Origin of the sequence: Sphingobium sp. SCG-1, from assembly GCF_002953135.1 — a bacterium.
Classification (GTDB): Bacteria; Pseudomonadota; Alphaproteobacteria; order Sphingomonadales; family Sphingomonadaceae; genus Sphingobium.
Window position 1 is genome coordinate 2133377 of record NZ_CP026372.1, and the last position, 26723, is coordinate 2160099.

General features: G+C 61.2%; 24 protein-coding genes and 1 riboswitch. Of the genes, 15 read left to right on the forward strand and 9 right to left on the reverse strand.

From position 1 onward, the window contains the following. Nucleotides 1-3: 3 nt before the first annotated feature. Nucleotides 4-945: a tRNA (adenosine(37)-N6)-dimethylallyltransferase MiaA gene (miaA, locus tag C1T17_RS09820; RefSeq protein ID WP_104953292.1), complete on the reverse strand. Its 942-nt coding sequence runs from the start codon at nt 943-945 to the stop codon at nt 4-6. Here miaA and serB point away from each other — a divergent pair. After that, on the forward strand, nt 944-1831 hold the full coding sequence (gene serB / locus C1T17_RS09825) for a phosphoserine phosphatase SerB (protein ID WP_104953293.1): 888 nt from the start codon (nt 944-946) through the stop codon (nt 1829-1831). The genes miaA and serB overlap by 2 nt on opposite strands. Here the strand turns inward: serB and C1T17_RS09830 are convergent, their stop codons facing one another. From C1T17_RS09830 to serS, 3 genes are all read right to left on the reverse strand, one after another. After that, nucleotides 1832-2869, reverse strand: coding sequence for a potassium channel family protein (locus tag C1T17_RS09830; RefSeq protein WP_104953294.1), 1038 nt, complete (start codon nt 2867-2869; stop codon nt 1832-1834). 81 nt (nt 2870-2950) lie between these two features. After that, a complete protein-coding gene (gene surE / locus C1T17_RS09835) occupies nt 2951-3718 on the reverse strand; it encodes a 5'/3'-nucleotidase SurE (RefSeq protein ID WP_104953295.1) in 768 nt (255 codons plus the stop codon). A gap of 15 nt (nt 3719-3733) precedes the next feature. Further along, a complete protein-coding gene (serS, locus tag C1T17_RS09840; RefSeq protein ID WP_104953296.1) occupies nt 3734-5011 on the reverse strand; it encodes a serine--tRNA ligase in 1278 nt (425 codons plus the stop codon). Here serS and C1T17_RS09845 point away from each other — a divergent pair. The 4 genes from C1T17_RS09845 (at nt 5006) to C1T17_RS09860 (ending at nt 7322) form a co-directional block, all read left to right on the forward strand. Further along, nucleotides 5006-5284 (forward strand): hypothetical protein, encoded by a 279-nt coding sequence (locus tag C1T17_RS09845; protein WP_145958987.1) that lies wholly within the window; start codon nt 5006-5008, stop codon nt 5282-5284. The genes serS and C1T17_RS09845 overlap by 6 nt on opposite strands. A gap of 123 nt (nt 5285-5407) precedes the next feature. Next, on the forward strand, nt 5408-6061 hold the full coding sequence (locus tag C1T17_RS09850; RefSeq protein WP_223262530.1) for a hypothetical protein: 654 nt from the start codon (nt 5408-5410) through the stop codon (nt 6059-6061). Between the two features lie 347 nt (nt 6062-6408). Then, a complete protein-coding gene (gene dksA / locus C1T17_RS09855) occupies nt 6409-6873 on the forward strand; it encodes an RNA polymerase-binding protein DksA (protein WP_104953298.1) in 465 nt (154 codons plus the stop codon). 74 nt (nt 6874-6947) lie between these two features. Further along, the gene (locus tag C1T17_RS09860) at nt 6948-7322 is read left to right on the forward strand and encodes a PilZ domain-containing protein (RefSeq protein ID WP_104955127.1); all 375 of its coding nucleotides are present in this window, start codon (nt 6948-6950) and stop codon (nt 7320-7322) included. An 82-nt stretch (nt 7323-7404) separates the two neighbouring features. On the opposite strand, the gene C1T17_RS09865 is transcribed toward C1T17_RS09860, so the two are convergent. Continuing rightward, entirely contained in the window at nt 7405-7563 is a 159-nt protein-coding gene (locus tag C1T17_RS09865; protein ID WP_104953299.1) for a YdcH family protein, read from the reverse strand. A 174-nt stretch (nt 7564-7737) separates the two neighbouring features. Between C1T17_RS09865 and C1T17_RS09870 the strand changes: the two genes are divergently transcribed. The 9 genes from C1T17_RS09870 (at nt 7738) to gcvPB (ending at nt 20970) form a co-directional block, all read left to right on the forward strand. Beyond that, complete coding sequence (locus C1T17_RS09870) at nt 7738-7935, forward strand: YdcH family protein (RefSeq protein ID WP_104953300.1); 198 nt, start codon at nt 7738-7740, stop codon at nt 7933-7935. 114 nt (nt 7936-8049) lie between these two features. Next, the gene (locus tag C1T17_RS09875; RefSeq protein WP_104953301.1) at nt 8050-8532 is read left to right on the forward strand and encodes a DUF1465 family protein; all 483 of its coding nucleotides are present in this window, start codon (nt 8050-8052) and stop codon (nt 8530-8532) included. A 185-nt stretch (nt 8533-8717) separates the two neighbouring features. Beyond that, nucleotides 8718-10697: an autotransporter assembly complex protein TamA gene (locus C1T17_RS09880; protein ID WP_223262926.1), complete on the forward strand. Its 1980-nt coding sequence runs from the start codon at nt 8718-8720 to the stop codon at nt 10695-10697. Then, nucleotides 10697-14875, forward strand: coding sequence for a translocation/assembly module TamB domain-containing protein (locus tag C1T17_RS09885; RefSeq protein ID WP_104953302.1), 4179 nt, complete (start codon nt 10697-10699; stop codon nt 14873-14875). The genes C1T17_RS09880 and C1T17_RS09885 overlap by 1 nt, the downstream gene beginning before the upstream one ends. Nucleotides 14876-14974: 99 nt before the next feature. Beyond that, nucleotides 14975-16141: a deoxyguanosinetriphosphate triphosphohydrolase gene (locus C1T17_RS09890; RefSeq protein WP_104953303.1), complete on the forward strand. Its 1167-nt coding sequence runs from the start codon at nt 14975-14977 to the stop codon at nt 16139-16141. Nucleotides 16142-16195: 54 nt separating this feature from the next. Further along, nucleotides 16196-16297: riboswitch (glycine riboswitch) on the forward strand. A 183-nt stretch (nt 16298-16480) separates the two neighbouring features. After that, nucleotides 16481-17638, forward strand: a complete 1158-nt coding sequence (gene gcvT, locus C1T17_RS09895) for a glycine cleavage system aminomethyltransferase GcvT (RefSeq protein WP_104953304.1) — start codon at nt 16481-16483, stop codon at nt 17636-17638. 2 nt (nt 17639-17640) lie between these two features. Further along, nucleotides 17641-18012, forward strand: coding sequence for a glycine cleavage system protein GcvH (gcvH, locus tag C1T17_RS09900; protein WP_104953305.1), 372 nt, complete (start codon nt 17641-17643; stop codon nt 18010-18012). A 19-nt stretch (nt 18013-18031) separates the two neighbouring features. After that, the gene (gene gcvPA, locus C1T17_RS09905) at nt 18032-19405 is read left to right on the forward strand and encodes an aminomethyl-transferring glycine dehydrogenase subunit GcvPA (protein WP_104953306.1); all 1374 of its coding nucleotides are present in this window, start codon (nt 18032-18034) and stop codon (nt 19403-19405) included. After that, on the forward strand, nt 19402-20970 hold the full coding sequence (gene gcvPB / locus C1T17_RS09910) for an aminomethyl-transferring glycine dehydrogenase subunit GcvPB (RefSeq protein ID WP_104953307.1): 1569 nt from the start codon (nt 19402-19404) through the stop codon (nt 20968-20970). The genes gcvPA and gcvPB overlap by 4 nt, the downstream gene beginning before the upstream one ends. Nucleotides 20971-20995: 25 nt before the next feature. Here gcvPB and C1T17_RS09915 read toward each other — a convergent pair whose 3' ends face one another. The 3 genes from C1T17_RS09915 to C1T17_RS09925 all read right to left on the reverse strand — a co-directional run bounded on the left by C1T17_RS09915 (nt 20996) and on the right by C1T17_RS09925 (nt 23392). Next, nucleotides 20996-21481, reverse strand: coding sequence for a hypothetical protein (locus C1T17_RS09915; protein WP_104953308.1), 486 nt, complete (start codon nt 21479-21481; stop codon nt 20996-20998). Nucleotides 21482-21617: 136 nt separating this feature from the next. Further along, nucleotides 21618-21833, reverse strand: a complete 216-nt coding sequence (locus C1T17_RS09920) for a hypothetical protein (protein WP_104955129.1) — start codon at nt 21831-21833, stop codon at nt 21618-21620. A gap of 152 nt (nt 21834-21985) precedes the next feature. Then, the gene (locus C1T17_RS09925) at nt 21986-23392 is read right to left on the reverse strand and encodes a M20/M25/M40 family metallo-hydrolase (RefSeq protein ID WP_104953309.1); all 1407 of its coding nucleotides are present in this window, start codon (nt 23390-23392) and stop codon (nt 21986-21988) included. A 106-nt stretch (nt 23393-23498) separates the two neighbouring features. On the opposite strand from C1T17_RS09925, the gene ettA reads away from it, so the two are divergent. Further along, on the forward strand, nt 23499-25178 hold the full coding sequence (gene ettA, locus C1T17_RS09930; RefSeq protein WP_104953310.1) for an energy-dependent translational throttle protein EttA: 1680 nt from the start codon (nt 23499-23501) through the stop codon (nt 25176-25178). A 215-nt stretch (nt 25179-25393) separates the two neighbouring features. On the opposite strand, the gene C1T17_RS09935 is transcribed toward ettA, so the two are convergent. Then, a complete protein-coding gene (locus C1T17_RS09935) occupies nt 25394-26707 on the reverse strand; it encodes a M28 family peptidase (protein ID WP_189338303.1) in 1314 nt (437 codons plus the stop codon). Between the last annotated feature and the right edge of the window lie 16 nt (nt 26708-26723).

Genomic DNA, 26723 nt, shown 5'->3' on the forward strand with positions numbered 1-26723 from the left:
CTTTTATTGTAATAAAGTTATAACATTGTCTGTAATATTATTATCGATTGCTTCTCTTGCCCGTGTCCAGTTGGGAGGGGGCTGATTGGAGAACCAGGTATATTGCCGCTTGGCATATTGCCGCGTTGCCAGCCGCCCGCGCTCAAGCATGGTTTCGCGATCTATTTCGCTCGACATCCAGGCTGCCACTTCGCGAACGCCAATTGCGCGCATGACAGGCAATTCAGGCATCAACTTCCTAGTCAAGATCGCGCGTACTTCGTCGGCCGCGCCGTGCGCAACCATGGCCTCAAAGCGAGCGTCGCATCGATCGAGTAGCCAATCACGCGGGGGCAGCAGGATCAGCGGACGCAAAGCGATATCCTTGCCGATGCCACCTACCTTATCCGCCTGCCACGCGCTGATCGGGCGGCCTGTGGATCGCACGACCTCCAGCGCACGGGCGACGCGCGTGGTGTCGGCGGGGGCGAGGCGCTGTGCCGCTTCGGGATCTTCCCGGCCTAGAGCGGCATAGGCATCGGCGACCGGCATCGCCCGAACTGCCATGCGAATCTCCGGGTCGATATCGGGGACAGGGGCAATGCCGTCCAGCAGTGTTCGTATATAAAGCCCCGTGCCGCCCACTAATATCGGTAGCTTGCCTGCCGCGTGGGCGCTGGCGATCTCCGCTTTGGCTTCTGCCGCCCACCGGGGAGCGGAACAGGCCTCCGCTCCGTCGATGTGGCCGAAGAGGCGGTGTGGTACGCGCGCCATTTCTTCGGGCGAGGGGCGGGCGGACAGGATCGCGAGATCACGATAGACCTGGCTCGCGTCGCAATTGATGACGACGCCATCGGCCCGCTCGGCGAGCGCAATGGCGAGCGCGCTCTTGCCGCTGGCGGTCGGCCCGGCAATAAGCGCCAGCGGCGGGCGGGATTCGCCGGTTCTGATATTGGGAGTGTCCATGTTCGTTGCGACCTTAGTGGCAAGCGCCGCGATCGGGCAGGGGGATATTGCAGAAGCGCGGGATCGGCTGTCGGCGGTGGGCTGCGCGCCCGGAGACAGCCAGTGGATCGAGGCAGAGAAGGCGTTCGACCTGTTTTTTACTGCCGATCCCCTAGCGGCGCGGGGTGCCTTGTCCGGCGTTGGATCAGGGATCGACGTGATCGTGCAGCCGGTCGCTTCGCGTCAAAAGAAGCTGATCGTTGCGGACATGGATTCGACGATGATTACTGTCGAGTGCATCGACGAACTGGCGGATTTCGCCGGGATCAAGGCGCAGGTGGCGGAAATCACCGAGCGCGCCATGCAGGGCGAGCTTGATTTCAAAGCGGCGTTGCGCGCGCGGGTGGCCCTGCTGAAAGGACTGGACGACGCGGTGATCGACCAGTGTCGGACCGAGCGCGTCAAGATCATGCCGGGCGCGAAGGCGCTGATCGGGACGATGCGGTCGCGCGGTGCGCGGGCGATACTGGTGTCGGGTGGCTTCACGCGGTTTACCGGGCCGGTGGCGGCGGAAATCGGCTTCGATACGGCGGTGGCCAATGTGCTCGAGATTGCCGATGGTAAGCTCACGGGCACTGTGCAAAGCCCCATCGTCGACGCGTCTCGCAAACGGTTCGAGTTGGGAGCGGCCATGGCGCAGCTTGGCCTGGCGCGCGAGGAGACGCTGGCGGTCGGCGATGGCGCTAATGACATACCGATGATCGAGGCTGCCGGGCTAGGGGTGGCTTACCATGCTAAGGCGAAGGCACGCGCCGCCGCGGATGCAGAGATCGTGCATGGCGACTTGAGCGTGCTGCTTTATGCGCAGGGCATCCCGCAGGCGGATTGGGTCGAAGTCAATGCCTGATTACCGGTCCAGCCCAGGCACGATTTCCACGATCTGATCGCCAGCCTGCAACGCCTGCGCGCCTGACTCCCAATAGCCGACTGGGCGGCCGTCGCGGTAAATCCGCACGGCGATGCCCGTCGACACGGCTTGCAATGGTTTGCCGACTTCCTCTGACGTGACAGACCGTTCCGAAAGCTTTACGCCGCCGCCCGCCGCTGCAAGGTCCGCCATATAGTGCGCGATGTGGTGGCCGGTGCAGCTACTGGCGAGCAGCAGTCCGGCGAAGCTGACGGGGTTAATGACGGTAGTGGCCCCCGCTTGTCGCGCGGGAAGCTCATTGTCTTCGTTGCGCACGACGATGCTGATCGGAATGTCCGGCGCGAGGTGGCGTGCCGTCAGAGTTATCAGGATGGACGCATCGTCCCGTCCCGCCGACACGACCATGGAGCAGGCGCGATCTATGCGAACGTCGGTCAGGGTGCGGTCACGCGTCGCGTCGCCGCACAGGATATTGCACCCCAGCGCTTCGGCTTCGGCAAGCGCGGTATCGTTGCTGTCGATGACGACGATCTCATGCGGATCGTGGCCACGGGCGATGAGTTCGCGCACGGCCTCGCTGTTGCTCGTCCCGAAACCGGCGACAATGATGTGGTTGTTCAGTGCTTGTTGGATGCGGGCCATGCGCCACCTGTAAAGCGTGTTGCGAAGGAAGAAGCTGTACGCCGTGCCGAGGAAGATCAGCCAGACGAACAGGCGGATCGGCGTGACGATGAAAGTCTCGAACAGGCGCGTCTGCGGGCTGATGGGCACAATGTCGCCGTAGCCGACGGTCGTGACGGTGACGGTCGTGAAATACAGGACGTCAATGAAGCTGATGTGATTGTCGAGATTGTCCTTCAATCCATCGCGGTCGATCCAGTGGATGAGCAGCACGATGGCTATCAGCACCAGTATCAGCGCCACGCGCCACGCGAAGTCCGCCCATGCCGGAAGCGACGACCGGCGCCTTAGAAAATGGGACAGTCCCGGACCGGAGGGGCGCGTATCAAGGCGCATTAGAAAATCGGGGACACGCGCAACATCACACTGCCATGGTAGCAGGTCGAAGAGCGGACGCTATCGGAATTGCAGTTGCCTTCAGCTTCCGGAAAATGCCGCCGCCACCGCATCCATCGATCCGCCATGCGTAAGGTCGTAATGGAGTGGCGTGACGGTGATGTAGCCCTGCGATATGGCTTCCAGGTCGCTGCCTTCCGGCACCGCGTCGCTGTTGCCGAGGCCGAACCAGTAATAGCGATAGCCCCGCGGATCGGTGCCTTCGATGATGCGGGTGCGGTCGATATCGTGGAAGCCCTGACGGACGACGCGGATGCCTTTCACGTCCTCCGGACCGATGGCGGGGAAGTTGACGTTGATCAGCATCCGTTTGCCCGCAGGCATGGCGATTAGCGGGCGGATCACTTTCTCGCCCCATGCTTCGGCGCAGGCGAAGGGGACATTGTCGCCCATGCCTTCGCGCGAGTAGACTTGACTCAATGCGATCGATCGCACGCCGGAGATCGCGCCCTCCATCGCGGCGGCGACGGTGCCGCTGTAGGTCACGTCCTCGGCAAGATTCGCGCCGCGGTTGACCCCGGACAGGATGAGGTCCGGCGGGCTATCCTTCATCAAATGCCCAACAGCCATCATCACCGCATCGGTGGGGGTGCCGGTGACGCTATAGTGCTTTTCGCCATGCTTGCGGATGCGCAACGGGCGCGTGAGCGTCAGACTGTGGCCCGCGCCTGATTGCTCCTCTGACGGCGCGACGATCCAGATGTCGTCGGACAAGGTGCGGGCGATCTTCTCCAGAACCTTGAGGCCAGGCGCGTGCACGCCATCGTCGTTCGTCAGCAGGATGCGCATGGGAATAGCCTCAACTTACTTGGGATCGAGCTGCGTCACGCCGCCCATATAGGGGGCAAGGACTTCGGGGACGAGGACGCTGCCATCGGCTTGCTGATAGTTTTCCAGCACCGCAACCAGCGTGCGTCCGACTGCAAGGCCGGAGCCGTTCAAGGTGTGCAGGAACTTCGTGGCTTTCTCGCCCTCAGGCTTGAAGCGGGCATTCATGCGGCGTGCCTGGAAATCTCCGCAGTTGGAGATGCTGCTGATCTCGCGATAGGTCTGCTGGCTCGGCAACCACACTTCGAGATCGAACGTCTTGCGCGCAGAAAAGCCCATGTCACCGGTGCACAGCAGCACTTTGCGGTAGGGCAGGTTCAGTGCTTGCAGGATGCCCTCCGCTGCGTCGAGCATGCGGTCATGTTCGGCTTCGGACTGGTCTGGCGGGCAGATCGCGACAAGCTCGACCTTCTCGAACTGATGCTGGCGAATGAAGCCGCGCGTGTCGCGACCGGCCGATCCTGCCTCGGACCGGAAACAGGGTGTGAGCGCCGTGAACCGCAGCGGCAGGGTGTCGAGCGGCACGATCTGTTCGCGGACGAAATTGGTGAGGCTGACTTCCGCCGTGGGGATCAGCCAGCGGCCATCGGTGGTGTGGAACAAATCCTCGGCGAACTTGGGAAGCTGCCCGGTGCCATAGAGAGCCTCGTCGCGTACCAGCAGCGGCGGATTGACTTCTTCATAGCCATTATCGCCGGTCTGCGTGTTCAGCATGAACTGCGCCAAGGCGCGGTGCAGGCGCGCCATCGGCCCACGCAATGCGGTGAAGCGCGCGCCGGACATGTTGGCAGCGCTTTCGAAATCGAGGCCCAGCGCGGGTCCGAAATCGGCGTGGTCGCGGGGTTCGAAGTCGAAGTCGCGGATTTTCCCCCAGCGGCTCACTTCCACATTGTCGTTTTCGTCGGCACCTTCCGGCACGTCTTCGGCCGGAAGGTTGGGGATGGCGAGCAGCAGCGCGTCGATGGCTTCGGCGCTCTCACGATCCTGCTGCTCCATTTCCGGCAGGTTGGCCTTCAACGCGGCGACTTCCGCCTTCAGTGCTTCGGCGCGGGCGCTGTCCTTGGCGGCCATGGCCTGACCGATCGCCTTGCTTGCTTCGTTGCGGCGGGCCTGGTTGACCTGGAGTTCCGTTGCGACGGAACGGCGTCTCTCATCGGCCTGCAAGATCTCGGCCGATAACGGAGCCAGCCCCCGCTTCGCAAGTGCGGCGTCGAAGGCGGCGGGATTGTCCCGGATAGCGCGGATATCATGCATCGCTGCCCTATGCCGTTGGGCGAGGAGGAGGGCAACCCCGCTGGGCGGCGGGATGCCAAGAAAGCCGCCAAGAACGAGAACGCGAACGAGAAGGGGTGGCCACGCATTTGCGCGACCACCCCTTCATCCCCCACGGACAAGATTCATCAGGCTGCCTCGGGTTGGCCCTTCTTCGCGAAACGGCGGCGGGCGACGAGCGCGGCCGCTGCGGCGCCGAACAACAGCACCATCGGCGGAGCGGGAACATCGGTGCCGCCCGTGCTGCCGCCATGATGGCCACCGCTGCTGCTGGAAGAGGATGATGAGGAGCTTGAGGAACTACTGCTCGAACTCGAACTGGACGAGGAACTGCTGCTGGTCGAACCGAAGCTGGACGAGGAGGTCGAGCTGGATACGTTGCCTGAAGAGGACGACGTCGAACTCACGCCGCCGGTCGAGGTGCTGGAGCTTGAGCCGCCGCTGGACGTGCTGGAGCTGGACCCGCCAGTCGACGAGGTGGAGCTGACGCCGCCAGTGGACGTGCTGGACCCGCCGGACGTAGAACTGACACCGCCGGTCGACGTACTCGAACCGCCGGAGCTGCTTGAGCCACCGCTTGTCGAAGTGGAGCCGCCGCTGGTGGTCGAGGAAACGACTACGCTGCCGCCGCCGCTGCCGCCGCCACCGCCGAAAAACCCTCCGAAGAAGCCACCGCCGCTGCCGCCGAAGCCGCCGCTTCCGCCTACAACGACCGGATATCCGCCGCCGCCGCCCGACACGAATGGCGCTTCAGGTGCTGCAGGCATTGGAATGGGTGGGTTCTGTGTGGTTACAGTGATCGTCTGCGGCGCGCAGGTGGCGGTGGTGCGGACGATCCGCTTTTTCACCGTGCGTACCGGATGTCGGACGACCTTGGCGTGCTTTACCATCTTGAGGCTCTGCACATTAGCCGGGCGTGCCGATTCAGCGACGTGGACAGCGCCCCCGCCGATCAGCGCTCCCCCGCATGCGCAGGCACTAAGTTTGGCTAGAGCCATCCGAACCGACATAGCTTCACACTCTTATTGTTAGTCGCTTCACGCCTGCATCCGAAGAAGGTGGCGAGGAGCAATTCCTATGCGAACAAAGGCAAAAGAAAGCATTAACCGCAACGTTGTTAACCCACTTTCCACAGCCCAAATCGGGAAAGTCGTAAATCATTTGCGAACGAATATGGTTAATGTCCCTGCGTGGCACAGCATAAAGGCGGCAGCTTCTCCATTCGGCGATGACCCGTGCATCGAGAGGATCGTAACGCGGGCGGTACTTTCCCCGTAATGCCGCTTGTGTCCTTTCTGTGCGGTGGCTATAGGCCCGCTCAATCATCATTAAGGCGGCCGGGTTCCCGCCCCGCGCTGGCCCTCGTGTCGGAGAGCCCAATGGCATTGGTCGTTAATTCGGGAAGCGGCGATGGCGCGTCGGCAAAAGCGCCCGTCAGCCTCCCGGAAAATTACCGTCCTTCCGCGGACGAAGAGTTCATGAACCCCCAGCAACTCGAATATTTTCGTAGGCGGTTACTGGATTGGAAGAAGCAAATATTGACCGAAGCGGAGGGCACGCTGGCCGTGCTCCAGAACGAACCGCTCCGGGAGCCTGACCTCAACGATCGTGCGTCGAGCGAGACGGACTGGTCCATCGAACTGCGTACCCGCGACCGTCAACGTAAGCTGATTTCCAAGATAGATGCGGCGCTGCGCCGCATTGACGATGGCGAATATGGCTACTGCGAAGTAACAGGCGAACCGATTTCGCTTGGACGGTTGGAAGCCCGGCCCATCGCGACAATGACCGTGGAAGCGCAGGAACGGCACGAGCGGCAGGAAAAGGTTTCACGCGACGATTAACGCTTCATCCACTCTCGATCGTTATCTCAAACACATCGCATAACGATTAATCTGGATAGTGTCGCATTATGACTATGGGCGCAGACGAAGCCGGAGAGCGCGGCCCCGCTCGGGGGTCCCGGCGGGACAGCCTTTTTCTACTTACAATCTTGAGCGCCCCGGATGGCCGTAATTTGGGTAGCGCGCGCGTCAGGAATCTCTCCGCCACTGGCCTGATGGCAGACTGCGAAAAGCCGTTTTCGCAAGGCGATCGAGTTACGATGAAGTTGCGCGGAGTCGGGAGTGTCGAAGGCACGATAGCTTGGGCCAAGAGCGATCGCATTGGAGTCAGCTTCGACGCCCCTATCGACCCGCAGCTTGCAAGACGGCCAGTATCGGACACGGCATCATCTGCGATACTGCCCGAATATTTGAGGGTGCCTGTCGCGGCGCCACGTGGGCGCCGCTGAGGCATTCTCGTAATAAGGATAATAGAAAATTGTGTCTGCTTCGCTGGCCCGGCAGAGCCGGGACCAGCCTATCAGCAGAAGATCAATGGGCTGAGGACAGTTCTTCCTTCACCCGCAATTTGCGTTTTTTGAGTGTCGCAAGCAGGACGGCGTCAGGCATGGGGCGGCTTGTTTCCGCCTTGATGCGCGCTTCGATTCCCGCATGCTTGGCTTGCAGGGCAGAGATGTGACTGTTGTCCATGTATGTCTCCTTCACTCATGTGCCGGATGAAGGAATAGATCATGATTCGCGCGACCTGTCTCGTCAGAATCAAGTCCTTGCGACAAAATCATTTTCTTTTGCGATGGCTTGCGTGTTGCCTTTCCCGCGGCAACACGGATTGCGTGTCGTGAAAGCTTGCGCAATGATAGTGAAATGAACCTCGAAGATATCATGCGCAGGCTCGAAGTGCTGCGAATCGAGCATCGCGATCTCGACTCGGCGATCCTTGCCCTGTCGTCCAGTGGCACTGGGGATCAGTTACAACTTGCGAGGCTCAAGAAACGCAAGTTGCGGCTCCGTGACGAAATCGCGGCGCTGGAAGATGCGCTTGTGCCGGATATCATCGCCTGAACCGGCCTCCGTCGAGTAGACGAAAAACGATCCGAAATGACACATATCCATAATTGCCGCCGTCCTCGCCAATAACGCGCCTGACAAGGCGAGGCCCATGTGTCAGGGTAATTCATGCATTCTACTCTTTACGGCCTGGATGCCGGATTGCACCGGCGGCTGGTGGACAGCCTGTACATCGAAGCCATGGTAATGGCGGATGAGGCGCGCGCCTATTTCGACAAGGCAGGCGCGGAGGATCGTGAGGCGCTGGAACCGTTGGATCGCATCATGTTCTCCTGCGAGTCGCTGAAGGTCACGACGCGGCTGATGCACGTCATCGCCTGGCTTCTGGCACAACGTGCATGGCAACGGGGCGAGATCGACAGCGAGGTGTTAGCGGATAAGCGGTTTCGATTGGGTGAGGCGTCGGCGAGCGAAGCCGATGCGATATGCCATTTTCCTTTCGCCGCACGGTCCTTGATCGACGGTAGCGCCGACCTGTACGAACGCGTCGCGAGGTTTGAGGCGCGAATACTGGCTGGGCGGACGCGCGCGTCGGGCGACGAATTCGGTCCTGCACAGGCGTTGATCGATCGGCTGGCGCAGTCCCTGTAAGCAAAAAGCAGCCAGTTAAGCATCTTGGGTGGCGCGCGGCCAACCACATGCGCTAGAGCGAGACGATGTTGCAAGGCGCGCGGCCCCGTTTTCGTTCTGATTTGTGCTTGCGTGCTGCCTGGACGACCCTTGCCATATTGACGATGACGCCGGCTGCGTCCTGGGGGCAGGATACCGCGCAGACCATGCCGCTACCGCCTGTCGTGCCTACGATCGGCAATCCGTTAGAGATCGATCCAAATGCGCCGCTCGCGCCGATGTCTGACATCGGCGTGGCTTGGCCTGAAATGGACGCGCCTGATGCCACTGCTCCACCTGTAGCGGAAATTCCCGATATCCAGCCCGGCGATCCGGTGGCGGAGGAAGTCGCGACAGCAGGGGCGGCTGATTCCCAGCCCGAGGCTCCCGCTGCCGAAACCGCCCAGTTCGACGCCGGGGCGGAGCATCGCTATCGCGTGCAGTTGCAAGGGCTGGATGGAATATCCGACACATTGTTCGTGACCCGGTTCGATGAACTGTCGGTGCTGAAGCAGGGTGACAATAAGCCCGCAAATCTTGCCCAGATCAATCGGCGGATAAAGGAAGACACCGAACTGCTCGATCGGTTAATGCGCGCAAAGGGCTACTACAACGCGCGTGTTAGAGGCGCAGTCTCTCCGTCGGCAGCGTCGGAGGAACGGCTTCGGGTGACCATGGACGTGACGCCGGGGCCGCAATATCTGCTGGCATCGATCGATCTTCGGGGATTGGCTGAAGCCGGGCCGAAGGAGCCGGTGTTACGGGACGCTTTTACCGTCAAGACAGGCGATCCCATCGATGCAGATAGAATCGTTGGCGCACAGGAAACTCTTGCGGGGGCTTTATCAAACAACGGTTTTCCCTTCGCCAAGGTAGAGGAACCTGTCGTTCGCGTGGACCATGAGGCGCGTCGGGGTGACCTCGATGTTATAGTTGCGACAGGCGGCTACCGGACGTTCGGAAAAATTGTCATGCCGAACGACGATCTGTTCAGTGCAAGGCATGTTCAGCGTATCGCCAGATTTCATCCCGGCGACACCTACATGGCGTCCGATGTGGAGGATCTGCGCCGCGCTCTGGTGGCGACGGGGCTGGTTTCGACCGTCGCACTGACTCCCAGGGATGCGGGAGACGGCGAGCATGTGGACCTAGGCGTTGAGATCGTGGCGGCCCCGCCCCGCACGATTGCGGGCGAGATCGGCTATGGCACCGGCGAAGGCGCGCGTGTCGCGGCAAGTTGGCAGCACCGCAACTTCTTCCCGCCAGAAGGTGCCGTCACGGTACGCGGCGTACTGGGCACGCAGGAGCAAACCGGGTCGTTCACCTATCGCCGCAATAACTTCAAAAAACGCGATCAGGTGCTGACCGGGTTGCTGTCCATCAGCAACATCAAGCGCGACGCGTTCGATGCGCGCACCGTACAGCTCTCCGGAACGATTGAGCGGCAAACCAACATCATTTTCCAGAAGAAGTGGGTGTGGAGCGTTGGCATGGAACTGGTCGCGTCCGACGAACGCGACAGCTTCAGCCGCATCACTGGCGGACGGCGGACATTCCTGATCGGCGCGACGCCGACGAGCCTTACTTATGACGGTAGTGACGATCTGCTCAATCCCACGAAAGGGTTTCGTCTGGGCGGGCGTTTGAGTCCGGAATTGTCCTTCCAGAACAGCACTTTCGGCTATGTCCGGGCGCAGATTGATGGCAGCCTTTATCAGCCAGTGACGGAGCGGGTTGTGTTGGCAGGACGCACCAGGATCGGCACGATATTGGGTTCGAGCGTCAGCCGCATCGCGCCTTCCCGGCGCTTCTATGCGGGCGGCGGCGGATCGGTGCGCGGTTATGGATTTCAGGCGATCGGACCGCGAGACATCAACAACGATCCAATCGGCGGCAAGAGCTTGGCCGAATTCTCGTTGGAGGCACGGGTGCGGTTCGGCAATTTCGGCGTCGTGCCGTTCGTAGATGCCGGCAATATATCGACACAGGCACTGCCGCACCTCAATGATCTACGCGTCGGCGCAGGATTAGGTTTGCGCTATTACAGCAATTTCGGGCCGATCCGTGTCGATGTCGGAACGCCGATCAATCCGCAGCGGGGCGACTCCAAGATCGCGGTGTATGTGTCTCTCGGACAGGCGTTCTGATGGCCGAAGAACCGACCGATATTGAGCAGCCCGCTATACGTGTCCGGCAACGCAGTGCTTGGCAGCGCTGGGTTGTAGGCGTCTTGCTGGTAGTTTTGCTGGCAGTCGCGGGCGCGGCGGTTTGGCTCGATACGGGGGCGGGGCATCGGTTTCTCATCAGCCGGATCGAACGCGTCGCGCCCAAATCGGGCTTGCGAATCAAGGTTGGCGGCATTGAGGGCAGCATCTACAGCAAGGCGCGGCTACGCAATCTTCAGCTCTATGATCCCAGTGGACTATTTTTCTCCGCGCCGCTCGTTTCCCTCGACTGGTGGCCAGTCGCGTGGATGTCCAACAGGCTCGACATCGACCGTCTGCTGATCCCGCAAGCCACGCTCTACAAACTGCCGAAGTTGCGCCCAACAGAAGTCAAAGGTCCGATATTGCCGGACTTCGATATTCGCCTGATGCAATTGCGCGTCGAGCGGCTGACGCTTGCCAAGTCGGTGATCGGGCGTGAGCAGGTGGCGACACTGCAAGGCGATGCGGATATCCGTTCAGGCCGGGCCGTGATCGACTTGCAGGCGCGCGTGCTGAACGGATCGGATGCGATCATCCTCGCGCTCGATAGTCGGCCTGATGACAACAGGTTCGATGTCGATGTCACTGTGAACGCGCCGAAAGGCGGCGTGCTGGCAGCTATGGCGGGACTGCGCCAGGACGCCAATCTGCGCGTGCAAGGGGACGGAAGCTGGGCGCGCTGGAGCGGGACTGCGATTGCCACGCTGGACAAGATTCCGGCGGTGTCGCTGCGGCTAGGTGCGCAGAAGGGGCGGTATCAACTAACGGGAAACGTGGAAGGGCAGGCGATCGCCGGGAACAGCCTGTTGCGCAGGTTGGCCGCGCCGCGCCTTGATCTGAGCGCTACCGGCACGCTGGAAAACAGGGTGCTCGACGGTGTGCTGAAGCTCAGTTCCGCGGCAATAGACATGACGGCCGATGGCGCGATCGACCTGCGCGGCAATGGCTTCGACAACATGCTGATCGACGTGAAGTTGGCGCGACCGCAAGCGTTGCTCAAGACGATGACGGGGCGCGACGTGGTGGCGCGCGTGCGGCTGGATGGTCCGATGCCGACCGCCGGCTTCGAATATTTGCTTACGGCCAAGCAGTTGGCGTTCGGCAAGACGATCCTGCACGATGTCCGAGCGAAAGGCGAGGGGCACAGGGCAGCGGATCGTGCGGACGTCGTGCCGATCCAGTTGTCGGCACGCGAACTGGAAGGGCAGGGGAATGTGGTCGCGAGCATCCTGCGCAACTTTACGTTGGCGGGCGCACTTCAGATCAATGGGCAGACCATTACGTCCACGCCGTTGCAGATCCGGTCCGACAAACTGCGTGGCGCTGTGGTCGTTCTGGCAGATCTGAAGACAGGCCGATACGACATCGCTTTGACCGGGGACATAAATGGGCTGTTGATCCCGGGTCTCGGCGTTGTTGACGTGCGCTCGAAGATCAAAGCGGTGCCCGGCGCGCGGGGGACGTTCAGTCTGCAAGGGCAGGCACAGGCGAACATGCGTAGGCTGGACAACAGCTTCTTCCGCACGCTTGGGGGTGGTTTGCCTCGACTGCGTTCCAATCTTTCGCTTGGGACGGACGGGCGATTGCTGCTGACAGGATTGAAGCTGGACGCGCCGCTCCTGTCGCTTTCCGCTAACGGATATCGCCGGCCCGACAAGACCTTCCATTTCGAAGGTGCGGGATCGCATAGGAAGTACGGCCCAGTAACCTTGGTTCTCGACGGCCATATCGAAAAACCAATGGTCGACGTAATTCTAGCAAGGCCACTAGACGCTGCGGGACTGCGCCAAGTGACGATCCACCTCGATCCGGACCCGATCGGGTTCCGGTATACCGTTGCGGGCGGGTCTGTAATCGGCGCCTTCACGGGCAACGGCACGATAGCACTGCCGAAAGGCGCACAGGCAGTCATCAACGTCGAACGGCTGGATGTGGCAGGGGCCGTTGCGAAGGGTCGTATCTTCCCGGTCACTGGCGGGCTTGAGGGGAGGCTTGACGCTACAGGCCCAATGGTCGGGTATGTCGCCTTGAAACCGGTGAATGATATTCAACAGATCAGCACCGAACTGACGGCGACCAACGCACGGTTCGATGGACCGACAAAGATCGGCGTGCGGCGTGGCACGCTGAAGGCGACGATGCTTCTCGCTCCTTCCGGAACGACGATTGACGCTAATCTTTCGGCACGAGGGCTTCTGATTGGACCCATGCGCGTCAATCGCATGGAGGGAACTGCGAAGCTGGTCGACGGCCGGGGCAAGGTTACGGCTAACATGGTCGGCCAGCGCGGTCGGCTATTCGACCTGCGCGCCAATGCAGAAGTCGCGCCGGGCAGAGTTGCTGTCATGATAACAGGAACGCTGGATCGTCAGCCGATCAGGCTGTCGCGCGCAGCAGTGCTGACGCAGACGGATGATGGCTGGCGACTGGCCCCCACGACCGTCACGTACCGTGGCGGGAGCGCACAGTTGGCAGGGCGGCTTGGCGGCGAGGCTACGGAGATCGAAGCGCGGCTCAACAAACTGCCCTTGGGACTTCTCGATATCGTCAACGATACGCTGGGTCTCGGTGGTCAGGCGACCGGCACGTTGAGCTACGCCAAACCGAGGGATGGCGCGCCCGCTGGCACCGTGAACCTGCGCATCAGAGGGCTGACGCGCTCGGGTCTGGCGCTAACGTCGCGGCCTGTGGATGTGGGCCTCAATGGTGTGCTGACGGCGGCCCGCCTGGCTGCGCGGGCGACAATCAGCGCAGAGGGTAAGATCATCGGACGCGGACAGGCGCTGATGACGCCGCTCGGTTCAGGCGACCTGATGCAGCGCGTGCGCGGCGCTCCGCTGCTGGCGCAGCTTCGCTATAATGGCACCGCCGATACGCTCTGGCGTCTAACGGGCGTGGAGATCATCGATCTCAGCGGTCCGGCGGCGGTCGCTGCCGATGTTCGAGGTACATTGGATAATCCAATTATCATGGGCGCGATCGCCAGCGACAATGCCACGATAGACAGTCCGGTGACTGGCATGCGGCTGACCGGCGTAAAAGCGCGAGGGCAGTTCGGTGGATCAAAGCTGGCCATATCGAGCTTTTCTGGAACCGCGCGCGGCGGCGGCACAGTAACGGGCCGTGGCACGTTCGACTTTGGCGGCGGCAAGGGCGTGGCCATGGATCTCGCGTTGCAGGCGGACAATGCGGCCCTCCTGGCGCGTGATGATCTTGGTGCGACGGTCACTGGGCCGATCAACATCAAGTCGAACGGCGTGGGCGGCACCATTGGGGGTGATCTCGCCCTCAACCGCAGCCGCTTCACGCTGGGTAAGGCAGCTGCCGTTGCCGCCATACCGGAACTTCGGGTGATTGAAGTCAATCAGCGCGGCGAAGAATTCGAGCGTCCCGTGGCGGACGCGCCATGGAACCTCGACATCAAGGCGAGGGCGCGTAACCGACTCACAGTCACTGGCCTAGGCCTCGATAGCGAATGGCGCGCAGACCTCGATATCGGCGGTACGGTCACCAATCCCGCCATTCGTGGCGCGGTGGATCTCGTCCGGGGTGGTTATGAGTTTTCCGGACGGCGTTTCGACTTGGTTGAAGGCCGCATACGGTTTGACGGATCGACACCGAATGACCCGACGCTGGACATCAGCGCGCAGGCTAACATCAACGGCATCAATGCAACGATCCGCGTCACCGGCAGCAGCCTGAAACCGCAGATCAACTTCACCAGCATACCGGCGCTACCCGAGGATGAATTACTCTCACGGCTGCTGTTCGGCACATCGATCACAAATCTGTCCGCGCCCGAGGCGTTGCAACTGGCCTCGGCCGTGACGGCGTTACAAGGGGGCAAAGGCGGGCTGGATCCGATCAATGCCGTTCGGAAGGCGGCCGGGCTCGACCGCCTGCGTATCCTGCCGGCCGATCCGACGATAGGGCAGGGAACTTCGATCGCGGCTGGTAAATATCTGACGCGCAAGACCTATGTAGAGCTTATCACTGACGGGCAGGGTTACTCGGCCACGCGCATCGAATACCAAGTGACGCGCTGGCTTTCGTTGCTCTCAAGCGTATCGACGATCGGGCGACAGAGCGTGAACGTCCGTGTTTCGAAGGATTATTGACGTGCCACTGTCCATCTCGGCTCGTATTTCCCGACAGGAAGTTGATAGCCTCAACATAGCGCATTTTCGCGCTTCCGCAGCTCCGCTACAGCCCCGCGCATGACCACGCCAGCCACTTACGCCGCACTGCCCGAAGAAAGCCGGGGCCGCCTGTATGCCGAACCGGGCGGTGAGACGCGCGGGCCGCGTGATGTATTTCAGCGCGATCGCGATCGAATCATCCACTCGATTTCCTTCCGCCGTCTACGCCACAAAACGCAGGTGTTCGTCGCGCCCGACGGCGATCACTACCGCGTGCGGCTGACCCATAGCCTCGAAGTTGCGCAGATAGGCCGCACGATTGCGCGCGCGCTCGGTCTTAACGAAGATCTAACGGAGGCGCTGTGCCTCGCGCATGACATCGGTCATCCGCCCTTTGGCCATGCAGGTGAGGATGCGCTGGAAGAGGCTCTGGTGGAGCAGGGTGGGTTCGACCACAATGCCCATACTCTGCGCACGCTGATGCTGCTGGAGAGTCCCTATCCGCGCTTCACGGGACTGAACCTGAGCTGGGACATGCTGGAGGGGTTGGCCAAGCACAACGGCCCGATTGACCGGCCAAGCTGGGCGATGGCCGATGTCGATGCGTTGTTCCCGCTCGATCTGCATAGCTGGCCCAGCCTTGAGGCGCAGGTGGCGGCGATTGCGGATGACATCGCCTACGACAATCACGATATCGACGATGGGCTGCGCGCCGGGTTACTGACGCTGGATCAATTGCTGGAGGTGCCGCTGGTCGCCGGTTGCTGGGCGAGGGTGAAGATGCGGCATCCCGATGTTCCCGAAGGGCGGTTGCTAGGGGAATTGGTGCGCGACCAGATCGGCATCATGGTGAACGATGTGCTGGAAACGACGCGGTCGGCGATCCGCGATAGCGGCGTCCGGAGCGTGGCCGACGTGCGCGCCGCCGGACGAGCGCTGGTCGGATTCTCGTCCGCCATGGCAAAGGAGGAGCGCACATTGAAACGCTTCATGTATGCGACGCTCTACCATCATCCCGAACAGCTTGCCGCGGCCGAGCGCGCCCGGACCATCGTGTCGGAGCTATTCACGGCCTATCGTGAAGATCCGGCACGCATGACGGCGAACTGGACGGACAATTGCGTGACGGAGGAACCCCAGCGCAGTCGCCATATAGCCGACTTCATCGCGGGCATGACCGATCGCTATGCGCAAAACCGGCACCATGAGTTGTTCGGACGTCCGATCGCTCTGCTAGCGGATTGACGCGCGAGAGGCTTTGGGCAAAAGGTGTGGATGTCTCCGCGCCGGATTCGGGGCGGGCATGATACGGGAGAGCGCCGTTGCAGACCTAGTCTGTGGCGGACACCGAAGGAGCAACCGCCCCGGAATCTCTCAGGTGACAAGGACCGTATCATGGGCAGACACTCTGGAAAGTGAACGGCGTAACCCGTTCCACCGAAGGTGTAAGCCGCGCCTTTGCTTCTTTGAAGCGAGCGCTGGTCAAAGCTCTCAGGTTCCGTGACAGAGGGGGTGATGCCATGACGTGCCGCGCTATGTGGTTCGTTCTGTCATTGCAGCAACCCTTTGTGACCGGAGACCAGGATGACCATCTCGACCAGCGACGCTCTGGCAGACTCCGATCCCAGTTTGCCGTCTCCCATCCCTGAGAAACTGCCGCTTGATACCTGGCACCGCGCGCGCGGCGGCAGGATGGTCGCGTTCGCAGGCTATGAGATGCCGATCCAGTATGAAGGCATCATGGCCGAACATGCCTGGACGCGGACCCATGCAGGCTTGTTCGATGTCAGCCATATGGGACAACTCAGCTTTAGCGGCGAAGATGTCGATGCGGCGCTGGAGACAGTGCTTCCCGGCGACATTCTGGGCCTCAAGACCTTTCGCCAGCGTTATTCGCTGCTGCTGGATGAAGATGGCGGCATTCTCGATGATCTGATGGTCAGCCGCCGCCCAAACGACTTCTACATGGTCGTGAATGGCGCGACGAAGTATGATGACATTGGCTGGCTGCGCGAGCAGTTGCCCGATGCGATCACGATGAACCATATGGAGGATCAGGCGCTGCTGGCTCTCCAAGGCCCGGAAGCGGGCGCGGCATTAGCGGAACTGATCCCGGCGACCGCAGACCTGTATTTCATGCAGTGCAATGCGTTTGAATACGAGGGCGTACCGCTCTGGATTTCGCGTTCGGGATATACCGGCGAGGATGGATTTGAGATCAGTATTCCCGCCGAGGCCGTAACCGCATTTGCCGATGCGCTTTGCGCGTTGCCTCAGGTGAAGCCGATTGGGCTGGGCGCGCGTGATTCGCTCCGGTTGGAAGCAGGCTTGCCGCTTTATGGGCATGATATCGACACCAACGTCAGCCCTGTCGCCGCTGACCTTGGCTTCGCCATTTCCAAGCGTCGGCGGGAGCAGGGCGGGTTCATGGGCTATGACCGCGTCGCCAGGGAACTGGCGGAAGGCGTGCCATCCCGCAGAGTCGGTTTGGCCATAGAGGGTCGTTTGCCTGCGCGCGAGGGATCGTTGATCTTCGTCGGAGAGGAGCAGGTCGGCAACGTAACGTCGGGCGGATTTGCGCCTACCGTCGGCGCGCCCATTGCCATGGGCTGGGTGGCCACGCCGCACGCCGCTATCGGCACGGCACTTGAAATTGAAGTGCGTGGCAAGCGACTCGCCGCGACCGTCGCGCCGATGCCCTTCGTTCCACATCGTTATCACCGCTTGAAATCGGGAGCCTGAAGATGAGCCGTTATTTTACTGACGAACATGAATGGATCGACGTCGATGGCGACATCGCGACCGTTGGCATCACTGACTATGCGCAGGAGCAACTGGGTGACATCGTGTTCGTCGAATTGCCCGTCGAGGGCGCGAAGTTCGACAAGGGCGATGATGCTGCCGTGGTCGAGTCCGTCAAAGCCGCGTCGGACGTCTACGCCCCGATCTCCGGTGAAGTTATCGAAGCCAATGGCGCGCTGGAAGACGAACCCGCGCTGGTCAACAGCGATCCCGAAGAGGACGGCTGGTTCTTCAAGTTGCGGATTGCCGACACTGCCGAACTTGATGGCCTGATGGACGAAGCAGGATATCGCAAGTTCGTGGCCGGTCTCTGATTTGCAGCAAGGAATATCGATGCGTTACCTGCCCCTGACCGATGCCGACCGCAGCGAGATGCTGAGCGTTATCGGCGCGCCCTCGATCGACGCGCTGTTCGTGGATGTTCCCGCCGAAGCGCGGCTTTCGGCCAAGATCGAGGGACTGCCGGATCACTCCAGCGAAATGGCGGTCGAGCGGCATATGGGCAGGCTTGCGCGACAGAATGTCGCTGCGGGTGACGTGCCGTTTTTCCTCGGCGCAGGCGCGTATCGGCATCATGTGCCCGCCAGCGTCGATCATCTGATCCAGCGTGGCGAGTTTCTGACGGCCTACACGCCCTATCAGCCCGAGATTGCGCAGGGGACGTTGCAGGTTCTATTCGAATTCCAGACGCAGGTTGCGCGGCTGTTCGGATGCGACGTCGCCAACGCGTCGATGTACGATGGTTCCACCGCGTGCTGGGAAGCGATCGGCATGGCGCGGCGTATCACCAAACGGGGGAAGGCCATTCTCTCGTCCGGGCTGCATCCGCACTACGTGTCGGTCGCCAAGACCATGGCGAAGTTCACGGGCGATCAGTTGGTATATGAGACGCCTGAACTTGATGCCGAAACTGATGCATTGAATCTCTGTTCCGCAATCGACGAGGACACGAGCTGCGTCGTGGTTCAGTATCCCGATATCCTGGGTCGTATCAGTGATTTGTCGGCGCTTGCTGCGAAAGCGCATGAAGTCGGAGCACTGCTTGTTGCGGTCGTCACTGAACCTGTTGCCCTCGGAGCAATCACGCCTCCGGGAGACATGGGCGCGGACATCGTCGTCGGGGAGGGGCAGTCGATTGGCGTCGGTCTCCAGTTTGGCGGGCCATATCTGGGGCTTTTTGCGTGCAAGCAGAAATATCTGCGGCAGATGCCGGGGCGGTTGTGCGGTGAGACTGTCGACGCCGAAGGGAAGCGCGGTTTCGTACTGACGCTTTCGACGCGGGAGCAGCATATTCGCCGCGAGAAGGCGACATCGAACATCTGTACCAACTCGGGCCTTTGCGCGCTGGCTTTCTCAATCCACATGACGTTGTTGGGCGAGCGGGGGCTGACAGAACTGGCAGCATTGAATCACGCGCGGGCGGTGCAGGCGGCTGAGGCGCTGGAGCAGGTGCCTGGTGTTCGGTTGATGAACAATAGCTTTTTCAATGAGTTCACGATTGTCCTTGAAAAGGATGCGCGGGAAGTTGCGCGGACGCTGGCGGATCGTGGGATATTGGGCGGCGTGTCGCTAGGCCGACTTTTCCCGCAGGCGGAGGCACTGTCCGGCGGTCTTGTCGTCGCCGTGACAGAGACCACGACCGAGGACGACATTGAAGCATTGTGCGCCGCGCTGAAGGATGTGCTGGCGATGGAGGTGAGCGCATGACCATGTTGAAGGAAGGTCGCCCCACACGGCCCGTGCAGGTCGCCCATCAGGGCCGTCAGACCACGACCGGCAATAAAGCGCTGATGCTTGAAGAAGCGCTTATCTTCGAGATTGGATCTCACGATACGACCGGCGTCGATATCGCTCCTGCGCCGGAAGTGAAGAGTCGTCTTGGCGGACTTGAGCGCCGCAAGCCGATAGCGCTTCCGGGTTTATCCGAGCCTGAAACGGTGCGGCATTATACGCGGCTCTCGCGGCAGAATTACGGAATCGATCTTGGCTTCTTCCCGCTGGGTTCCTGCACGATGAAGCACAATCCGCGCCTGAACGAGAAAGTCGCGCGGATGCCAGGCTTTGCCGATATTCATCCCCTCGCGCCGATTTCAACGGTGCAAGGCGCGCTGGGCGTCATTTACGAATTGGCCGAGTGGCTGAAGACGCTGACGGGCATGGCCGCCGTCGCGATGAGTCCCAAGGCGGGCGCTCATGGCGAATTGTGCGGGCTGCTTGCAATCCGCGCGGCTCTGGAGGCGCGCGGCGACGCACGGTCGGTCGTGCTTGTGCCGGAGAGCGCACATGGCACCAATCCTGCAACAGCGGCATTCTGCGGCTATGCGGTCGAGGACATTCCCGCAACGCCAGAAGGGCGCGTCGATCTGGCGGCGCTAGAGGCGCGGCTGGGGCCGGACGTCGCGGCGGTTATGATTACGAACCCGAACACCTGTGGGCTGTTCGAGCGCGATCTGAAGAAGATTGCCGATGCCGTGCATGCTGCTGGCGCGTTGGTCTATTGCGATGGCGCGAACTTTAACGCGATCGTTGGGCGCGTGCGTCCGGGCGACCTGGGCGTCGATGCGATGCACATCAACTTGCACAAGACCTTCTCCACGCCGCATGGTGGTGGCGGGCCAGGGAGCGGGCCTGTCGTGTTCAGCGAGGCGCTGGCGCCGTTTGCGCCGTTGCCGTTCGTCGAGAAGACCGATGATGGCTATGTCCTGATCGAGGAAGAGACGGCGGGCGAGCATCATGCGGGCAGCTTTGGCCGGATGGTGGCGTTTCATGGGCAGATGGGCATGTTCACCCGCGCGTTGACGTACATCATGAGCCACGGCGCGGATGGCCTGTGGCAGGTGAGTTCCGATGCGGTGCTCAACGCCAACTACATCCTGCGGAGTCTTGAAGGCGTGCTGGACGCACCCTTTGCAGCGTCCGGGCCGTGCATGCATGAAGCGCTATTCAGCGACAAGGGCATGGCGGAGGGCTTCACCACGCTCGACATTGCCAAAGGACTGATCGACGAGGGCTTCCACCCGATGACGGTGTACTTCCCGCTAGTGGTGCATGGCGCAATGCTGGTCGAGCCTACTGAGACCGAGAGCAAGGCGGCACTGGATCAATTCATCGCGGCTTTCCGCTCCGTTGCAGAGCGGGCAAAAGTCGGCGATGAAGCGCTGAAGGGCGCACCGCATTTTGCGCCCCGTCGGCGTCTCGATGAAACTCTCGCCGCGCGTAAGCCAGTACTGGTGTGGAGTGAGCCTGAAGTGGTGGCGGAAGCCGCTGAATAATGGCGGGTTGGTTGCTGCCGAGGTGTTATCCGGTGGTCAAGTCATCGGTGTCCGGAAGGTCACAATCAGGTGCATCGCTCGCTGAGCAGGGGACATCCTGTTTTCCCAGCGTCAGACGTGGCTTTGGCGGGGGAACTGGTGCCACGTGCGCTTCGTAACTGACTGATGTTTTTGGAGCCGCGGCATAGTCGTAACTGCTGTCACTGCCGTAAATCCGGTCGAGCTGCGAGGAACTGTCGTCGAAGTACATCGCAGATTGCCGGTCGCTTAAAGTACGGCCGCATCCTTTGTAGCACACGGGAACATGGTCCGGGGTCAGGTCGGTCGTTTGGTCGGAAACGGATGCTGCATAGCTCATATCTACCGAACTCGGCGGTGTGCTCGCTTCCACCACCTCAGTCGCATCGATAGCCGGTTGTCTGGCCGTTGTGGCATAGTTACCGAGTGCAATGCCGGAGAGGGTGCTCGCCCCTACGACGGACGCCACGAATATCGCGATTTTTCCAGCCATCACTCGCTCCGTTCAGCCTGTGTCGGTTAAACCCAGTGCAACGACCAATGTTCCGGAAGCGCAATCTTAGCTGCGGGGCACAAAAAAAGAGGCGGACCTAGTGGCCCGCCTCTTTTATCTTGCGCAAAGCGCCAGATTACATCGCGTTTGCGCTGTTCTCTGCACTGTTCTCGATCGCGTTCGCAGCGTTCTGCGTGTTGTCGGCAGCGTTGTCCATCGCGTTTGCAGCGTTTTCAACGACGTTCTCGACAACTGCGTTCGAAGCGTTCGCGGTTTCGTTCTTCGGAGTACCACCGCAAGCGGCGAGTGCCATCAGGCCGGCCGAAGCGAAAACAACAGCGATCTTCTTCATCTTGTAGGCTCCCATAGCATTAGCACGCGACAGGTTTTTCATGCCCTTGCGCGAGCGACCCGCTTTAGTGTGTGCTTTTTACAAATCAACGCATTTTTTGCCGTCGATGAACCGATAGAATCAAGCGACAACACGTTCTCTACTACAGGAGTTTACTTTTCTTTCAAGTTTTCCCGAGCGTTTGCCGCGATCGTCAACATTGTTGTCCAGGCTGCAACATTCTGTCGCAATTGCTCGGGATCGATCTTATCAATCGTGTCGTCCGCCGTGTGATGCAGATCGAAGTAGCGCGTACCGTCCTGCTGGAGATCAATCGTGCCGATGCCGGCCTTTACAAATTTCTCATTGTCCGCGCCGCCGCCTGCGGGCTGCTTGCCTGCACCGATGCCTAGGGGGGCAAGGGCCGCAGCTATGCGATCAGAGACGGGTTTGGCTTCAGCGGGAAATTTGAAATCGACGCGCCAGATGCGATCGGCCCCGAAGTCCGATTCCGATGTTAGCACATGAAGTTCGTTCTTATGCGCCTCATAATAAGCGTCGCCGCCGAAGCCGCCGACTTCTTCTGCCCCCGCGAGCATTACCCGGATCGTCCGGCGCGGCGTGCCTGCGTCCATAACGCGTTTGGCAGCGGCGGTGATGATGGCGACGCCCGACGCGTCGTCTATCGCGCCGGTGCCCAGATCCCAGCTATCGAGATGCCCCGTCACCATGATGATGCCTGCGGACGGGTCGCTGCCCGGAACTTCGGCAATGACGTTGCCCGATTGCTGCGTGCCGTTGAAGCGCGGAGTAAGGAGCAGCGACAGCGTGACCGGTTGTCCGCGACTGAATACGCGCTCAAGCTGCTCGGCGTCCGGAACCGACAGGGCGGCGGCAGGGATGGGCGTGACGCCCTTCGGAAAATCGGTGACGCCCGTGTGCGGCACGCGATGGTGATCGGTGCCGATGGACTTGATGACGATCGCCGCGGCGCCCTTTCGCGCCGCAATGCCCGGTCCTGCGAAGCGCGCTGTGCCGTACTCGCCGTAGCTCGATCCGTCCTGCGTCGGCTTCATCGCGTGGCTTACGAAAGCGATCTTTCCTTTCAGGCTACCATCCGGCACTGCTTGCAGGTCGGCGATCGTAGGGAAATAGACGACCTCGGCCTGCAAGCCCTTCTTGCCTGTTGCGCCGCTGTTGCCGAGTGCGGTGATTGCAAGTTTTTGCGGGAAGGGAGAAATGAGGCTCGCGGTTTCCTCTCCGCGGACCCACGCGGGCATAGAGTAAGGTTCGATGTGCACATTGCTGAAGCCCAGCGATTTCAGTTTTGCTACGGCCCATTCGCGCGCCTTGGCTTCCTGCGCCGTCGCGGCGGGGCGAGGGCCAACTTCGGTTGTAAGACCTTCCACGATGTCCATGGCGATGTCGTCCTTCAGCGCCGCCTCGCGCAACGCTGCCACGCCCGACTCAGGAGCGGCTCGACCGGCGGGAACCTCCGTCAGTGAAGGGGGAGCGGCGGGCGCTCCGGTGGCAGCGAGTAGGAAGGGAAGGGCGAGCGGGATCAATCCGATTTTCTGCATGGTTGAAGGATGGCACGCATCTGCCCATTTGCCAATAACCACGCGCTCCGCTAACCGGACGCCAAACCTTACGCACACTTATCCGATAGCGGAGAGACTTCTCAAAATGGCCGTCCAATACAGCTACGTCATGAAGGGCCTGACCAAGACCTTCCCTGGCGCGAACAAGCCCCTGTTCAACAACATCCACCTGCAATTCCTGCCGGGCACGAAGATCGCGATCATCGGCGTCAACGGCGCGGGTAAATCGACGTTGATGAAAGTCATGGCCGGGTACGACAAGGATTATCAGGGTGAGGCATGGGCCGCCGAGGGCCTGCGCGTTGGCTATCTGGCGCAGGAACCGCAGCTCGACAACAGCAAGACGGTGAAAGAGAACGTCATGGACGGCGTTCGCCCCGTCGCGGACATGATGGATCGCTTCAACAAGATCAGCGAAATCATGGGCGATCCGCCGGAGGACGCCGATTTTGACGCGCTGATGGAAGAAATGGGCACGCTCCAGGAGAAGATCGACGCGGTCGATGGCTGGACGCTCGACAACCAGCTTGAGATCGCGATGGAAGCTTTGCGTTGCCCGCCCGGCGACTGGGGTGTCGAGAGCCTTTCGGGTGGTGAAAAGCGCCGCATCGCGCTGTGCCGCCTGCTGCTTGAAAAGCCCGACATCCTGCTGCTTGACGAACCTACCAACCATCTGGACGCGGAGAGCGTGCAGTGGCTGGAACAGCATTTGATCCAATATGCTGGCAACGTCATCCTCGTCACCCATGACCGCTACTTCCTCGACAATGTCGTCGGTTGGGTGCTCGAACTCGATCGCGGCCGCGGCATCCCTTATGAAGGCAACTACTCCGCATGGCTGGACGCAAAGGCCAAGCGGATGGAACTGGAGGAGCGCGAGGACGCTGGGCGCCAGAAGGCGATCAAGGAAGAACTGGAGTGGATCCGGCAATCCCCCAAGGCTCGCCAGACCAAGAGCAAGGCGCGTATCCGGGCGTTCGACGAACTGGTCGAGAAGCAGGAAAATCGCGCACCCGGCAAGGCGCAGATCGTCATTCAGACCCCGAAGCGCCTTGGCGGCAAGGTGATCGAGGCGCATGGCCTCACCAAATCCTATGGCGACAAACTGCTGTTCGAGGGGCTGGACTTCCTGCTGCCGCCCGGTGGTATCGTCGGCGTGATCGGGCCGAACGGCGCGGGTAAATCGACCTTGTTCAAGCTGATCACCGGACAGGAGCAGCCCGATGGCGGCGAAATCCAGGTCGGTGAGACCGTTCAGCTTGGCTATGTCGATCAGAGCCGCGATTCGTTGGATGCCAATCACAACGTCTGGGAGGAAATCTCCGGCGGTCATGATCTGATGACTATCGGCAAACATGAAATCCAGACGCGCGCTTATGTGGGTGCGTTCAACTTCAAGGGGCCGGATCAGCAGAAGAAGGTTGGGCAGCTTTCGGGCGGTGAGCGCAACCGCGTCCATCTTGCCAAGATGCTGAAGGAGGGGGGCAACGTCCTCCTGCTTGACGAACCGACCAACGATCTTGACGTCGAAACCTTGCGCGCGCTGGAAGATGCGCTGGAGAATTTCGCCGGTTGCGCCGTGGTCATCAGCCATGACCGCTTCTTCCTCGATCGCCTCGCCACGCACATCCTGGCGTTTGAAGGTGACAGTCATGTGGAATGGTTCGAAGGCAACTTCGAGGCTTACGAGGAAGACAAGCGGCGTCGTCTGGGCGATGCGGCGGATCGGCCTACGCGGTTGGCGTATAAGAAGCTGACGCGGTAGGGGCCTGACTCGGTAAGGTGTGAGCTAGCCGCTGTAGCGCCGACCACGACCTTGTACGGTAACACCTTTATTCCGTTCGGGCTGAGCTTGTCGAAGCCTTCTCCTGAGCTTTAGCGAAGGATACTTCGCTTCGCTCAGCAGAGCCCTTCGACAGGCTCAGGGCGAACGGAATAGGGGTATTGTCGCGGGTGGGCCAGTGCCACTACACGCCTGCCCTACTTCCGCGCCGCCATCCCGCCAAAGGTGACGATGCTCTCCGCGCCGTCCGCGCTCACCGCCGACACCCCAATGAAGGTGTCGTCGACGATTACATCCTTCAGCACCGTCTCCGTGGCGTTCTTCACGATTCTGCTCTCGGTCCAGTCCTGCGCATCTGCCCGACGCCAGCGCACTCGGTAGGCGGTGGCACCGGGCACCGCGTCCCACGTCACCTTGGTGTCGGTCGATAGAGCACCATCAAGGCTCACTGACGCGGGCGCGGCAGGCGCAGCCGCTAATTCCCGCAATGTCGCAACGTTCAACGCCGTCACGCGGGCGAGGTACGGAAAGTCCATCGCCGCGGCGGTGTCGCCATATTCGCGCCCCCCTTCGGTGCGCAGATCCTGATGCTGGCGATCGTAGTTTTCGACCCCCACAGAGAATCGCGCTGCCGGGAAGCCTGCTTCCAGAAATGGGGAATGATCGCCGCCGCGCCCGAACCTGTCGGGGCGGCGAACGGCGAACACGTCTAGGCCGATGTCGGGGTTATCTTCCGCGATGCCGTCCACCTTCTTTGCAAGGGCGCGCGATGGACTGTCATCCTCGCCACCGATGCCGCGGCGAGTCAGTGCCGCCTTGATGTCCCCCGCTGCGCCGATGCCTTCGGAGAAAACGCGCACCCGTCGATCGACGATCGTCCCATTCTGTCCCACCGTATTGCCGACGATATCGTTGTTGAGCATTGCCCGCACGTTCCAGCCGCGCGCCTTCGCCGTCGCCGCCAGCAGCTTCCCGCCCCACAAGCCCTGTTCCTCGCCGGAGAGCAGCGCATAAACGATCGTGCCGTCGAACCTCTCACCAGCCAGCACGCGCGCCGCTTCCAGCACCAGCGCTGAACCCGATGCGTTGTCGTTCGCGCCCGGCGCGTCGCTGGTGATATTCATGACGTCACTGACGCGACTGTCGATATGCCCCGCGACGATTACCACCTGGTTGGGATCGCCGGTGCCGCGCTGGATTGCGAGCACATCCACGACTTCAACTCCGTCCGGCGCACGCGGGCCGCTGAAGCGATCTGCTACGGTCTCCACCGTCAGGCATCCGCCGCAGGATTTGGAGATGCGTGCAAACTCCGACGCACCCCATTTCCGCGCCGCACCGATGCCGCGTCTTGGATCGGTTGCGGAGGACAGCGTGTGCCGGGTGCCGAAGCTGACCAGCTTCTCCACGGTTATCTTCAATCGGGCAGGATCTGGCGCTTTCGTTCCGGCAAAGCTGGGCATAGCAACGAGGGCAAGGGCCGTAGCGGCTGACAAAGATGCAATTCTCATGACCCCGTTGTGCAAT